Origin of the sequence: Paenibacillus tianjinensis (assembly GCF_017086365.1) — a bacterium.
GTDB lineage: Bacteria > Bacillota > Bacilli > Paenibacillales > Paenibacillaceae > Paenibacillus_AQ > Paenibacillus_AQ tianjinensis.
Genome location: NZ_CP070969.1, coordinates 5,839,909 through 5,853,611, shown reverse-complemented (window position 1 = coordinate 5,853,611; position 13,703 = coordinate 5,839,909). Strand labels below are relative to the sequence as shown.

General features: G+C 53.2%; 13 protein-coding genes and 1 riboswitch. All 13 genes read left to right on the top strand.

Annotated features, from left to right (window positions below; genetic code table 11):
- Positions 1 to 173 precede the first annotated feature (173 nt).
- A complete protein-coding gene (gene fni, locus JRJ22_RS27205) occupies positions 174 to 1,250 on the top strand; it encodes a type 2 isopentenyl-diphosphate Delta-isomerase (protein WP_206105328.1) in 1,077 nt (358 codons plus the stop codon).
- A gap of 40 nt (positions 1,251 to 1,290) precedes the next feature.
- On the top strand, positions 1,291 to 1,761 hold the full coding sequence (locus tag JRJ22_RS27200; protein WP_232380970.1) for a GNAT family N-acetyltransferase: 471 nt from the start codon (positions 1,291 to 1,293) through the stop codon (positions 1,759 to 1,761).
- A 300-nt stretch (positions 1,762 to 2,061) separates the two neighbouring features.
- Positions 2,062 to 3,162 (top strand): redox-regulated ATPase YchF, encoded by a 1,101-nt coding sequence (gene ychF, locus JRJ22_RS27195; protein ID WP_206102306.1) that lies wholly within the window; start codon positions 2,062 to 2,064, stop codon positions 3,160 to 3,162.
- A 303-nt stretch (positions 3,163 to 3,465) separates the two neighbouring features.
- On the top strand, positions 3,466 to 4,533 hold the full coding sequence (gene prfA, locus JRJ22_RS27190) for a peptide chain release factor 1 (RefSeq protein WP_054942672.1): 1,068 nt from the start codon (positions 3,466 to 3,468) through the stop codon (positions 4,531 to 4,533).
- Between the two features lie 4 nt (positions 4,534 to 4,537).
- The gene (prmC, locus tag JRJ22_RS27185; RefSeq protein ID WP_232380969.1) at positions 4,538 to 5,461 is read left to right on the top strand and encodes a peptide chain release factor N(5)-glutamine methyltransferase; all 924 of its coding nucleotides are present in this window, start codon (positions 4,538 to 4,540) and stop codon (positions 5,459 to 5,461) included.
- 147 nt (positions 5,462 to 5,608) lie between these two features.
- Positions 5,609 to 6,793 (top strand): FtsW/RodA/SpoVE family cell cycle protein, encoded by a 1,185-nt coding sequence (locus JRJ22_RS27180; protein ID WP_206102305.1) that lies wholly within the window; start codon positions 5,609 to 5,611, stop codon positions 6,791 to 6,793.
- Between the two features lie 212 nt (positions 6,794 to 7,005).
- Positions 7,006 to 8,172 carry an FtsW/RodA/SpoVE family cell cycle protein gene (locus tag JRJ22_RS27175; protein ID WP_206102304.1) on the top strand — a complete coding sequence of 389 codons (1,167 nt, stop codon included), beginning with the start codon at positions 7,006 to 7,008 and terminating at the stop codon, positions 8,170 to 8,172.
- A 113-nt stretch (positions 8,173 to 8,285) separates the two neighbouring features.
- Entirely contained in the window at positions 8,286 to 9,026 is a 741-nt protein-coding gene (gene spoIIR / locus JRJ22_RS27170) for a stage II sporulation protein R (protein ID WP_206102303.1), read from the top strand.
- A 166-nt stretch (positions 9,027 to 9,192) separates the two neighbouring features.
- Complete coding sequence (locus JRJ22_RS27165) at positions 9,193 to 9,756, top strand: manganese efflux pump MntP (RefSeq protein WP_408637857.1); 564 nt, start codon at positions 9,193 to 9,195, stop codon at positions 9,754 to 9,756.
- A gap of 51 nt (positions 9,757 to 9,807) precedes the next feature.
- Positions 9,808 to 10,395 (top strand): low molecular weight protein arginine phosphatase, encoded by a 588-nt coding sequence (locus JRJ22_RS27160; protein ID WP_206102301.1) that lies wholly within the window; start codon positions 9,808 to 9,810, stop codon positions 10,393 to 10,395.
- A 50-nt stretch (positions 10,396 to 10,445) separates the two neighbouring features.
- Positions 10,446 to 10,528: riboswitch (ZMP/ZTP riboswitch) on the top strand.
- A gap of 76 nt (positions 10,529 to 10,604) precedes the next feature.
- Positions 10,605 to 11,258 (top strand): TIGR01440 family protein, encoded by a 654-nt coding sequence (locus JRJ22_RS27155; RefSeq protein ID WP_206102300.1) that lies wholly within the window; start codon positions 10,605 to 10,607, stop codon positions 11,256 to 11,258.
- A 67-nt stretch (positions 11,259 to 11,325) separates the two neighbouring features.
- Complete coding sequence (locus tag JRJ22_RS27150; protein ID WP_269751888.1) at positions 11,326 to 12,576, top strand: serine hydroxymethyltransferase; 1,251 nt, start codon at positions 11,326 to 11,328, stop codon at positions 12,574 to 12,576.
- A gap of 442 nt (positions 12,577 to 13,018) precedes the next feature.
- On the top strand, positions 13,019 to 13,648 hold the full coding sequence (gene upp, locus JRJ22_RS27145) for a uracil phosphoribosyltransferase (RefSeq protein WP_036699222.1): 630 nt from the start codon (positions 13,019 to 13,021) through the stop codon (positions 13,646 to 13,648).
- The last annotated feature ends 55 nt before the right edge of the window (positions 13,649 to 13,703 follow it).

The window sequence follows — 13,703 nt, the reverse complement described above, 5'->3', positions numbered from 1 at the left end:
GGTAAAATGACGTGCGGTGATATGCTATAATGAAGCAATGCTTGTGAAGATGAGGCCAAAGGGAAGGCTGCCGGGGGCCTTCGCGTGTATATAGAGAGTGTGGAACAGGAGGAACGAGCATGAATCAGATGCCGCCGGGCAAACAGGAATTTAGCGGCTTGAGTCACAGCGCAATGCCGCAGGCTGCAGACAAAGACAATACGCAGTCTGCGCCGCTGCTGCCTGCCTCCGGCACGGGGGAGCGCAAGCTTGAGCATGTGCGCCTCTGCCTGAATGAGGAAGTGGGCGGCAGCGGCATTACCACCGGATTCGAGCAGTACCGGTTCCGTCATAATGCACTGCCGGAGCTGAACTATGAGGACATTTCACTGCGAACCGTTTTCCTGGGGCGTGAGCTGCAGACGCCGCTGCTGATCAGCTCGATGACTGGCGGCAGCAAGGCGACCGGAGCGATTAATGCCCGGCTGGCCAACGCAGCGGGCCGCCGCGGCTGGGCGCTTGGTGTCGGCTCGGTCCGGGCTGCGGTAGAGCGTGCGGAGCTGGCGGAGACCTTCCATGTACGAGACAAAGCTGCGGGAATTCCGGTCATCGCGAATATCGGCGCCGTGCAGCTATCCTACGGCTTCGGCGCGGAGGAATGCCGGAGAGCCGTGGACATCGCGGGTGCGGACTGGCTGGTGCTGCACCTGAACGGGCTGCAGGAGATTTTTCAGCCCGAAGGCAATACCGGTTTTGCCTCCTTGCTGGCACAGATCGAGAAGGTATGCCGGGCGCTGGAAATCCCGGTCGGTGTGAAGGAAGTCGGCTGGGGGATTGACGGCGACACGGCGCTCCGGCTGTATAATGCCGGTGCGGCCTTTATCGATGTTGCCGGTGCAGGCGGCACCTCCTGGAGCCAGGTCGAGAAGTTCCGCAACACCGATCCGGTGCGGCGGGCGGCGGCGGAGGCCTTCGCCGACTGGGGCATCCCAACTGCTGAATGCATCCGGGAGGTACGGGCCGTGTCCCCGCACGGTGCGCTGATTGGCAGCGGCGGGCTGAAGCACGGCGTGGATGCCGCCAAGGCACTGGCGCTCGGTGCGGATCTCGCCGGCTTCGGCCGGAACCTGCTGGGACCGGCTGTAGATTCCGAGGAGGCGCTGGACCGGGCGCTCGCCCAGGTAGAGCTGGAGCTGCGGACGGCAATGTTCGGCATCGGCGTACCGGATTTGGCGGCTTTGCGCGGCAGCCAGCGGCTGATCCGGCGGTAGAAGCAAGACGACATTTTAAGGAAGTAAGAGGGCAAAGCGAATGATTAAACTGGTCCAAATGGACGAACCGACATTTCAGTTTTTTTTACAACAATCTACCCGTGACTATGCGGAGGATAAAATAAGAATCGGTGCATGGGAAAAAGAGACGGCAATGAAGCAGTCACAGGAAGAAATGACCCGTTACCTGCCTCACGGCCTCTACACAGAAGGTGCCTATCTATATTCCATTGTAGAGACAGAGAGCGATGCCCAGGCCGGATACATCTGGTTCAACGTGATTGAAGGACGCCAGGGCAAAGAAGCCTTCATCTATGACTTCTATATCTTTGAGCCCTATCAACGGAATGGATACGGATCTATGGCGCTGACCGCCCTGGATGAAGAAGCCCGCAAAATGAATGTGACGCGGATTGGCCTGCATGTCTTTGGGGACAATGACCGGGCCTTTAAGCTGTATCAAAAAATGGGCTTCCAGATCACCGACATCACCATGTCCAAAAAACTGTAGAATGACCGCCGCACTAATGGCATATAAGACTCCTTCGGGGGTCTTTTTGGCTAATACAAGGCAGAGCCGGAATTACGGCTAACGCTGCGAAGAATAAAGGCTGGCCTAAAGACGAAGCGGTTCAAAAGGCGCTGGAGCTGGCTGACTCGAATTAGCCCGCGGCCTGCGGCCGCCTTTTAATTGGCACACCATCGGGACATCCGCTGTTGCTGGAGGTTTTGTTCTAATATATAATGGTTTAGATCAAGTCGGTAATTATGCGGTGGATCAATACAACCGAAAATAGGAGTTGTCATATAAATGGCTTTGAAAGCTGGTATCGTTGGACTGCCAAACGTGGGTAAATCCACATTATTTAATGCAATTACCCAAGCGGGAGCGGAATCCGCAAACTATCCCTTCTGCACCATTGACCCGAACGTCGGTGTCGTGGAAGTGCCGGACGAACGTCTCGATAAGCTGACCGAGCTGGTGCAGCCGAACAAGACGGTTCCAACCGCCTTTGAATTTGTTGATATTGCCGGACTCGTGCGCGGCGCGAGCAAAGGCGAAGGCCTGGGCAACAAGTTCCTGGCTCATATCCGTGAGGTTGATGCGATTGTTCACGTCGTACGCTGCTTTGTGGACGAGAACGTAACGCATGTAGACGGTAAAGTAAATCCGATCAGCGACATCCAGACGATCAATCTGGAGCTCATTCTGGCTGACCTGGAGAGCGTGGAGAAGCGCATTGAGCGTTCCCGCAAAAATATCAAGGGCGGCGACAAGAAATACGCCCAGGAAGTTGAAGTTCTGGAGCGCGTCAAGGAAGCTCTCTATCAAGACCAGCCTGCGCGCAGCATAGAGCTGTCTGATGACGAGCGCCTGATCGTGCGTGACCTGCACCTGCTGACCCTGAAGCCGGTACTGTATGCGGCTAACGTGGGCGAGGATGAAGTGGCAACTGCCGAAGAGAATCCGTATGTTAAGCAGGTACGCGAGTTCGCAGCTGCCGAGAATGCGGAAGTGGTGCCGATCAGCGCTAAGGTTGAGGCGGAGATCGCTGAACTTGAAGGCGAAGATAAAGAGATGTTCCTGGAAGAGCTGGGACTGCAGGAATCCGGTCTGAACCGCCTGATCAAAGCGGCTTACAAGCTTCTTGGCCTGTACACTTACTTCACTGCAGGTGTGCAGGAAGTGCGTGCCTGGACAATCCGCAAGGGAACCAAGGCGCCGGGCGCTGCCGGTGTGATCCACTCCGACTTCGAACGCGGCTTTATCCGTGCGGAAGTTGTGGCTTATGCGGACCTTTTGGCTGCCGGTTCCATGAACGGTGCTAAGGAACGCGGACAGCTCCGTCTGGAAGGCAAGGAGTATCTGGTTCAGGACGGCGATGTTATGCATTTCCGGTTCAACGTATAGACCAAGCTTTAACGCTTGAAGATAGAGAGGCCATTTCGTGGCGGATTTCCGCTCCGGAATGGCTTCTTTTTTACAGGCTGAATGGAATATCATCGCTAAAGGTACTGCATACTAGAGTACAGGGCTGTACGTTCAGGGGGTTAAGAACCTTTTTATCAAAAGATTTGCTGTCTATGGACTATGCCCTGTAGCCAATAAGCAGAATCGGTGATATAATATAAAGTCGTATATCTATTGTTATTGTAATCCATAATTTTAAGTATTTTATCGAATATATTGAACCAGGAGAGGTGAATTCCCTTGTTGTTGGACCGATTGCAATCATTGGCGGACCGCTATGAGAAACTCAGTGAACTGCTTTGTGACCCGGATGTTGCAAACGACAGTAAGAAACTGAGGGACTATTCCAAAGAACAATCTGATCTGCAGCCTGCCTTTGAGGCCTATGCTGAATATAAAAATGTAATGGAAGAGCTTGAGGCAGCCAAGATGATGCAGGCCGAGAAGCTTGATGATGAAATGAAGGAAATGGTCAAAATGGAAATTGACGACCTTTCCTCACGCCAGGTGGAGCTGGAGGAGAAAATCCGCATCCTGCTGCTGCCGAAAGACCCGAATGACGACAAGAACGTAATCGTCGAAATCCGCGGCGCGGCCGGCGGAGATGAAGCGGCTTTGTTTGCCTCTGACCTGTACCGGATGTACACCCGTTATGCCGATGCCCAAGGCTGGCGCGTCGAGCTGATGGATGTGAATACGAATGACCTGGGCGGATTCAAGGAAGTTATCTTCCTTATTAACGGCCGCGGTGCGTACAGCAAGATGAAATACGAGAGCGGCGCACACCGTGTTCAGCGTATTCCGGCCACCGAATCCGGCGGACGGATTCATACCTCTACTTCAACCGTGGCGGTTATGCCCGAAGCGGAAGAATTCGAGATCGAAATTCACGATAAAGACATCCGTGTAGATACCTTCTGTTCCAGCGGAGCGGGCGGTCAGTCAGTTAATACAACCAAATCTGCAGTCCGTGTAACGCATGTACCTACAGGGATTGTAGCCACTTGTCAGGACGGCAAATCGCAGAACTCCAACAAAGAGAAGGCGCTGCAGGTACTGCGTGCCCGTATCTCCGACCTCAAGCGTCAGGAAGAGGAAGCGAAATATGCCGGCGAACGCAAGAGCAAAGTCGGCACAGGCGACCGCAGTGAGCGGATCCGCACCTATAACTTCCCGCAGAGCCGGGTAACGGATCACCGTATCGGCCTTACCCTGCACCGTCTGGAGCAGGTAATGAACGGGGAGATCACCGATATTATTTCGGCGCTTTCGATTGCGGAACAAGCGGAATTGATGGAAAAAGGAGAATAATGCTTTGAAACACGACTTCTATGTCATGTCGGAATTGCAAAGCATCCGGGAAGCCTTTGCGGAGGCTTCTTCTTTTTTGGACAAAAGCGGGTGCAATGAGCCGCAGCGTAGCAGCCAGCTCCTGCTGGAGCATGTGCTGGGCTTGTCCGGTGCCGCCTATTATATGGCGCTGGCGGATCCTTTTCCCGCTGCGCTAAAGGCGGCCTGGGAGGCCGGAGTGAACCGCCGGGCGGCCGGCGAGCCGGTGCAGTATATCATCGGCGAGCAGGAGTTTTACGGCCGGGCGTTCGAAGTGACGCCGGACGTGCTGATTCCGCGGCCGGAGACGGAGCTGCTCGTCGAGGCCATTCTGAAGTACGGCGCAGAGCTGTGGCCGGACGGGCTTGTTCCCGCCGCCGCAGGTGACACGCGCGGCGCAAGACCGCTGACCGCCGTCGATATCGGCGCCGGCAGCGGTGCGATCTCCGTCACGCTGGCGGCGGAAGCGCCGGCGTGGCGGGTCTGCGCCGGCGACATCTCGCCCGGCGCGCTGGCCGTGGCCGGCCGCAACGCGCAGCGGCACGGCGCGGCGGTGGACCTGCGGCTCGGCGACCTGCTCGAGCCGTTCGCGGGGATGGAGACGGATATTCTCGTCTCCAACCCGCCGTATATTCCCGGCGGCGACATCGCCGGGCTGCAGCGCGAGGTGCGCGACCATGAGCCGCGCACGGCGCTGGACGGCGGCGATGACGGGCTGGACCCGTACCGCCGCATGATGGAGCAGCTGCCGCTGCTGCCGGCAGCCCCGCGCCTGGTCGGCTTTGAGCTCGGCCAGGGCCAGGCCGGGCAGGTGGCCGCGCTGCTGCGCGCGGCGGGCCACTGGAACGAGATCGTCACAATCGACGATCTCGCGGGAATTCCCCGCCATGTGCTGGGCATCGCCCGTTAGCAGGTCCCGGTACGGTCCTCCGCAGTGTTAGACGAACAGACTGCGGTGAAATTGTATTTTTGCTGCCCCTTCCTTTACAATAGAAATGACGGGACTTCTACCCTAAGCGTGAACTGGAAGCTCCAGTACTGAGTAAGGAGACAGAATATGCTTCAGAAGATTAAAAAGATTGACGGTGCTATCGTAATTGTCCTGTTACTGTTGATGGTCATCAGCATTTTCTCCATATACAGTGTGACCCATGGACGAGAAGGCCTGAACGGCATGCACATTAAGATGATTAAGTTCTATATCCTCGGCATGGTTGCCTTTCTCGGACTGACCTTCATCGATTACCGGCTGATCGTCAAATATGCGCTATATATCTATATTACCGGGATCGGGATACTGGTCCTGGTCAGCTTTATCGGTAAAACCCAGAACGGCGCCCAGGGCTGGTTGAAGTTCGGCGGATTCAGCCTTCAGCCGGCGGAACTGTTTAAGCTGATTCTCATCCTGTTTCTGGCGGCTGTGCTGGTCCGCAAGAACAAGAACAGGCTGCTCTTCTGGAAGGATGTCGTGCCGCTGGGTTTGCTTACCCTACTGCCTTTTCTGATCGTAATCAGTCAAAATGACCTTGGTAATGCGCTCTCCTATATCGTAATTCTGGTAGGTCTGCTGTGGATCGGGAATATTAAGTTTTCGCATGCGCTGATTGGTCTGGTGATTATAGCCAGTACGGCGACTGCCGGAATTATGAGCTATATTCACTATCATGATCAGATCAAGACCTTTCTTACAGATATCGGGCGCTCCCACTGGGTGGAACGGTTCGACCCTTGGCTGGTTCCGGAGGAAGCCACCGCTAAGGCCAGCTACCATACCAAAAACGCCAAGCTGGCGATTGCCTCAGGTGGCATGAGCGGAGAAGGCTATATGGAAGGCAGCTCCGTGCAAACGGACCGGGTGCCTTATACGTATTCCGACTCGATCTTTGTGCAGATTGCTGAGGAATTCGGGTTTGTCGGCTCTGCGCTGCTGCTGCTGCTGTATTTTATCCTGATTCATCGGATGATTCTAATCGCCCTGGAAAGCAAAGACCGCGGCGGCCCGTTCCTGATTGTCGGTATCGTGGCGATGATTCTGTATCAGATTTTTGAGAACATTGGTGCGTTTATCGGACTTATGCCGCTCACCGGGATTACGCTGCCGTTCGTCAGCTTTGGGGGGACCTCGCTCCTGATCAACATGGCCAGCATCGGCCTGGTGATGAGTGTGCGGCTCCACGGACGGGAAGTTGAAGAGAATCTGCCGACTCCTGCGGCTTATCCCGCAGCTGCGAAACAAGGCTAAGATAGGAACGTTAATCAACCGCTGGCTCCATCTGGAATGGGGACCGGCGGTTTTTCTTTTGCAGCTTAAGGGAATATATGGGCGATAACAAAAAAATTGTATTGAACCCTCAAGTTGCTTTAGAATGGAAAATAACGGAATTGTCCAGTTTTGTGCGATTGCGATGGATAAGCCGGCAAGGCAAAATTCGAATACAGTCAGGAGTTCTTCCTATGCTGCAGCGAGTCAAAAAGATAGACGGTGTCATTGTTGTCGTGTTGCTTATGCTTATGGCTGTCAGTATCTTATCGATATACAGTGTGACGCACGGGCGGGATGAAGACGGGATGCACCTGCAGATGATCCGATGGTACGGGCTGGGGTTTGTGGCTTTTTTTGGATTGTCTTTGTTTGATTACCGCCTGCTTGTTAAACTTGCGCTTTACATTTATTTAGGAGGCGTAGGGATCCTGGTGCTTGTGAGTCTTTTCGGGACGGTGAAGTACGGGGCCAAGGGCTGGCTTAGTGTGGGATCCTTCAGCTTTCAGCCTGCCGAACTGTTTAAGCTGGTGCTTATTCTGGCGCTAGCCTCTCTGCTGGTCCGTAAAAATAAAAGCCAGCTTCTCTTTTGGCGCGACATTGTGCCGCTGAGTCTGGTGGCCCTGCTGCCATTCGCGGTGGTCATCAGCCAGAATGACCTGGGCAATGCGCTTAGCTATATGGTTATTCTGGTGGGCCTGCTGTGGATCGGCCGGATTAAATGGACACATGCGCTGATTGGCCTGATGATTGCCGGGGTTGCACTCTTGGGCTTCATTTACAGCTATATCCATTATCACGAGCAAGTGACTGATTTTATGAGTACAACCATCGGCCGCGAGCATTTCATCAAACGCTTTGACCCTTGGCTCGTGCCGGAGCTGGCAAGCAGTGATGACAGCTATCAGACACGAAATGCCAAAATAGCGATTGCCTCAGGCGGAATGAGCGGGGAAGGGTATCTGCAGGGCGGATCCGTCCAGTCGAATAAAATTCCCGTGATCTACTCGGATGCGATCTTTGCACAGATTGCCGAAGAGTTCGGGTTCATCGGGGCTTCGCTGCTCCTACTGCTGTTTTTTATTCTGATTCACCGGATGATTCTGATCGCCCTGGAGTGCAAAGACCGGGCAGGCCCGTTTCTGATTATCGGCATTGTGGCCATGCTGCTGTATCAGATCCTTGAGAACATCGGTGCGTACATCGGACTTATGCCGCTGACTGGCATTACACTCCCGTTTATCAGCTACGGAGGCACCTCGGTTGTCATTAATATGGCCAGCATGGGCATTGCCATGAGCGTGCTGCTATACGGACAGGATGTAGAGGATGAGCTGCCGGCACCTGCCTTGCATTTCTGAGCGGCCCTAAGCCACTGGCATTAGTAAACTTTTAATAGATTGCTAGGTTTGCAGTCTCTCTTCTCCGGACATACTGAAGACATAAGATGGTTCAGGGAGAGGGGCTGCTGGAAATGAGATTTATATCGCCGGAGAGACAGGATTCCTTACGAGTAACTTTTAAGTATACTGCTATTTTATTTTCTTTTTTGATGGTGCTTATGATGGTTTGGGAAGGACAAAAGAGTGATGCGGCTGTAGCGGAGGTTACGATTCCGCAGGAATCCATCCGCCTGCGTATTCTGGCGAATTCGGACGGAGCCGCAGACCAGCTGGTCAAACGCCAGATCCGCGACAAAATTGTTGAACAGATGAACCAGTGGGTCTCCGCTCTTGAAGACCCGCAGAGCCTGGAGCAGGCACGGGCCTTGATCAGGCGTCATCTGCCGGAGCTGAATGATCTCGTTGCCGGAGAACTTCAGAAGAGAGGCATCGGGTATGATTATAAAGTTGAACTGGGCGTTGTTCCATTCCCGACCAAGATGTACGGGGGAACCGTATATCCGGCAGGAGATTATGAGGCGGTGCGCGTTACCCTCGGGGCAGGGCAAGGACAGAATTGGTGGTGTGTGCTTTTCCCGCCGCTCTGCTTCATCGATGCAGGATCCGGTGATGCTGCTGCCAAGGGGACGGATACTGCTTCTGCCGCCGCAGCGGAGGGAACAAGCGGGAAGATAGCTGCTTCAGATAAAGGGAAAACCGTTTCTACCGCAGGCCAAGCTGCGGGCGGAGAAGCAGAGGCTCCTAAGGTGCGATTCTTCCTGTGGGAGATGCTGCAGAATCTGTGGAACTGGATTAGCGGGTTGTGGGCTTGAGTCACAGTTATTATAGTTGTGGTGCAGTAGGGATTGGCGGTTCCACCTGGTGGAGCCGTTTTTACGTTGTGCCCTCAGACACCGTATCCTCTCATGTTCAGTCATGATTGTCCCCTTGTCCGCATATCGTTGTTGTACAAGACTTTCGGACTTTGGGGGTATGGGCATGGCGGGGGTTTATGCTGGGTGGGGCCAGATTGTAACAATTGCCATTATGGCAATCGCACTGGGGATGGACGCATTTTCCCTCGGCGTAGGGATCGGGATGAAGGGCATCCGTCTTTTGCATGTGCTGCAGCTCAGCCTGCTGATTGCTTTTTTTCATGTACTGATGCCGCTGCTTGGCTTGTTTACCGGCAGTTATGTAGGCCACTTGCTTGGACAAGTCACAACTTACGCCGCAGGCGGGCTGCTTCTGCTGCTGGGCGGACATATGGTGTTTAACTCTTTTCGGAAAGAGGATAGCAGCCGGACAATAGATCACGGGACGTTCTGGGGAATGCTGCTCATTTCGCTTAGTGTGAGTGTAGATTCCTTTTCTGTGGGTGTGTCCCTTGGAATGTTTGTGAATAGCATAGTTCTAACTGTATTGGCCTTTGGATTATGCGGGGGCATTATGTCCATTACCGGTCTGCTTCTGGGAAGGCGGGTCAGCCGCGGACTGGGCGATTACGGGGAAGCGCTGGGCGGGGCAATTCTTCTGGCGTTTGGCTTGCTGTTCATCTTCTGATACAATAACGGCAAAAGAAATTTAATTCATCCATTCATGGAGGTGGAAAGCATGCTGCATATTTTATTCGTCTGCACCGGAAATACGTGCCGCAGTCCTATGGCCGAGGGGCTTTTGCGGAAGCTCGCGAAGGAGCGGGGAATCGAGCTGGAAGTGCGGTCTGCAGGCGTCTCCGCCATTTCCGGCACTTCCGTATCCAGACATGCCGCAGCCATTCTGCGGGACGAAGGAATCAATGATCATATGAGTTCTACCCAGCTTAGCGCAGAGATCGTGAATTGGGCTGATCTGGTGCTGACGCTGACTGGCGGTCATAAACGGCATCTGCTTCAGTATTTCCCGAGTGCAGTATCTAAGACGCATACGCTCAAAGAATATGTCTATAATGAAGAAGCTGTGAATGGTGATATCAGCGAGCTGGACAGCCTATATGCAGAAGCAGAGCTGAATCTGGCGCTGGGCAAGGAGCCGAAGTCGGCCGATTTGCAGCGGATCATCGAAATCCGGCAGCGAATTCCAAGCTTCGATATTTCGGATCCGTTCGGCGGCTCGCGGGAAGATTATGAGCTTACGGCGGCTGAGATCCGTACTGCATTATATAGTCTGCTCGACAAGCTGGAGTCCTTACGCCGTTTGTAAAGATGGTTGATTTTTCACGGGCTATCCTTTAAGATGTAATAAATATTACCCGGTTCCGGTGTAACTGGCGACAAGTGTGGATGAAACCACGATGGAGCACTGGAATAAACGGCCGGTCGCCTGGGCAAAAGAGCACATCCGCAGTTTGCTGCGGACTGCTCTTTTTTGTTTAAAATGTGAGTGTGTATGCGCTGAGGGAGGCGGAAGTGATGGAAGAAGTCATGAAGCAGGACTCTTGGGAAGAACGTGCAGCCGGCGGAATACCGGAACAAACGGAGGCTCCGGCGGGTGCGGAGCTTTCCTTGGCAGCGGCAACCGCTGCTGTAGTGGCTGAGCTTGCTGAAGCCGGTAAACTCGGACCCGGCAAAATTTTGGTAGTCGGTGCCAGTACCAGTGAGGTTGCGGGTGTCCGCATCGGCACCGGAGGTGCTCTGGAAGTGGCGCAGCAGCTGCTGCAGGGGATACGCCAGATTGCGGAGGAACGGGGATTTCATACGGTGTACCAGTGCTGCGAGCATTTGAACCGTTCGCTCGTTATGGAACGTTCCCTGCTGGAGTCCCTTGGACTGAGAGAGGTATCGGCTGTACCCGTCCCGGGTGCCGGCGGCTCGATGGCCGCTGCCGCCTACAGCTTCATGGCTGATCCGGTTCTGGCTGAGACCATCGAGGCCCATGCCGGGATCGATATCGGCGAGACGCTGATCGGCATGCATCTGCGTCGGGTTGCCGTACCCTTCCGGCCGAGCCTGCGCTACATTGGCTCCGCCAGAGTGAATGCAGCCTTTAGCAGGCCGCCTCTGATCGGCGGAGAACGCGCTGTATACCGGACGCAAGAGACAAGCGGTTCCAGGCAGTGTGATTGAAGAAAATGGCGGAATTCGGATTGTTAAGTATTATTAAAACTAAGAGATACTCAGGGAGGAAATAAGAATAATGGAACAATTGCGCAAGAGTGACCCGGCAGTACTGGAAGCAATGGGACTGGAGCTGAGCCGTCAGCGTGCCAACATTGAGCTTATTGCTTCGGAGAATATCGTCAGCGAAGCTGTAATGGAAGCCATGGGTTCTGTTCTTACGAATAAATATGCTGAAGGCTATCCGGGCAAACGCTACTATGGCGGCTGTGAAGATGTTGACATCGTAGAGAACCTTGCCCGTGACCGTGCCAAGCAGCTGTTCGGCGCCGATCATGCCAATGTTCAGCCGCATTCCGGTGCCCAGGCGAATATGGCCGTTTATCTGGCCGCACTCAATCCCGGTGACACTGTTCTTGGTATGAACCTTGCTCATGGCGGTCATTTAACGCACGGAAGTCCGGTAAATGCCTCCGGTCTGCTGTATAACTTTGTAGCTTATGGCGTGCAAGAAGATACCTTCCTGATTGATTATGATGAAGTGCGCAAAGCGGCCTTTAAACATCGTCCTAAACTGATTGTTGCCGGTGCAAGTGCATACCCGCGGACCATTGATTTTGAAGCGCTGGGTTCGATTGCCAATGATGTTGGTGCTCTGTTTATGGTGGATATGGCCCATATCGCCGGTCTGGTTGCTGCCGGTCTTCATCCGAGTCCGGTGCCTCATGCACATTTCGTGACCACGACGACTCACAAAACCTTGCGCGGACCGCGCGGAGGAATGATTCTGTGCAGACAGCCTTGGGCTGCTGCTATTGACAAAGCGGTATTCCCGGGCTCGCAAGGCGGACCGCTCATGCATGTCATTGCCTCCAAGGCAGTGTCATTTGGCGAAGCGCTGCAGCCTTCCTTTAAGACATATGCCCAAAATGTTGTGAAGAATGCCAAGGTGCTGGCTGAAACATTGATCGGTGAAGGAGTCAACATTGTTTCCGGCGGTACGGATAACCACTTGATGCTGCTTGATACCCGTAATCTGAATATCACAGGGAAAGATGCGGAAAAGGTACTCGATTCCATTGGCATCACTGTGAACAAAAACGCAATCCCATTCGATCCTACAAGCCCGTTTGTAACGAGCGGCATCCGGATTGGAACCCCAGCGGTTACTTCCCGCGGTATGGACGAGCAGGCAATGGTGGCTATTGGCCGGATTATTGCAAATGTCCTGAAGAATCCTAAGGATGAAGCCAAATTGGCTGAAGCTGCCCGTGAGGTTGCAAAGCTGACAGAGCAATATCCGATCTATCCGGGCTTGCAGTACTAAAATTCCGCCTGCGTGATTTAATGAAGTTGAATCTGCCTTCGCAAAGACTGTTTCTGGCAGTCTTTGCGAAGGTTTTTTTGCTTTTCTATGCAGTAAAAGTTGCATAATGTTCACAATTTATGTTCAAGAAATGTCGAGAAATATTTTGAAATATCCATGAAAGTTCATGGAATTTTCATCAGAAACGGTGAAAAAAGTGTGAAAAGTATTAAAAGTTCAAATCAGTACAAACTAAAGGCAGTTTATAACCAGAGGGATGGATGTGTTTCCTGGAATTTACTATGAGGGCATATTCGATTAAAGTTGCTTTTTCCCGGGCGTTACTTTCCCTTCGGAGGTGAAATACGCACCGGGTGATGATATAATAGACAAGATTTAGCCATGGAAGAAGCAAAAGCGCTTTCTACAGCTAACAAGACTCATAATTACCGGAGGGACAAGAATGGGAAAATTGGTGATTTGCGATCATCCTTTGATTCAGCACAAACTGACATTTATCCGCGATGTGCGGACCAACACGAAAGAGTTCAGAGAACATGTGGATGAAGTGGCTACACTCATGGCCTATGAGATTACACGTGATATTCCGCTGGAGACAATTACTGTACAGACGCCAGTAGCTGAAACACAGAGCAAAGTAATTTCGGGAAGAATGCTGGGGCTGATTCCGATTCTCCGCGCCGGCCTTGGAATGCTTGAAGGGGTTCTAAAATTGCTTCCGGCAGCCAAAGTGGGACATGTCGGCCTGTTCCGTGATCCGGATACGCTGCAGCCGGTAGAATATTACATTAAGCTTCCTACGGATGTGCAGGAGCGTGAGCTGATCGTTATCGATCCGATGCTGGCGACCGGGGGTTCAGCCATTGCGGCAATCACCTCGCTGAAGAACCGCGGATGCACCCAGATTAAGATGATGAACCTGATAGCTGCTCCAGAAGGTGTTGCTGCTGTACAAGCTGCCCACCCTGATGTGGACATTTATGTGGCTGCACTTGATGATCATCTGAACGATCACGGATATATCGTTCCGGGACTTGGGGATGCGGGAGACCGTTTATACGGAACTAAGTAATTAGTGGCATAGTATTATAGAACAAATACGATAGATTTGATTGCTTATCTAGTAG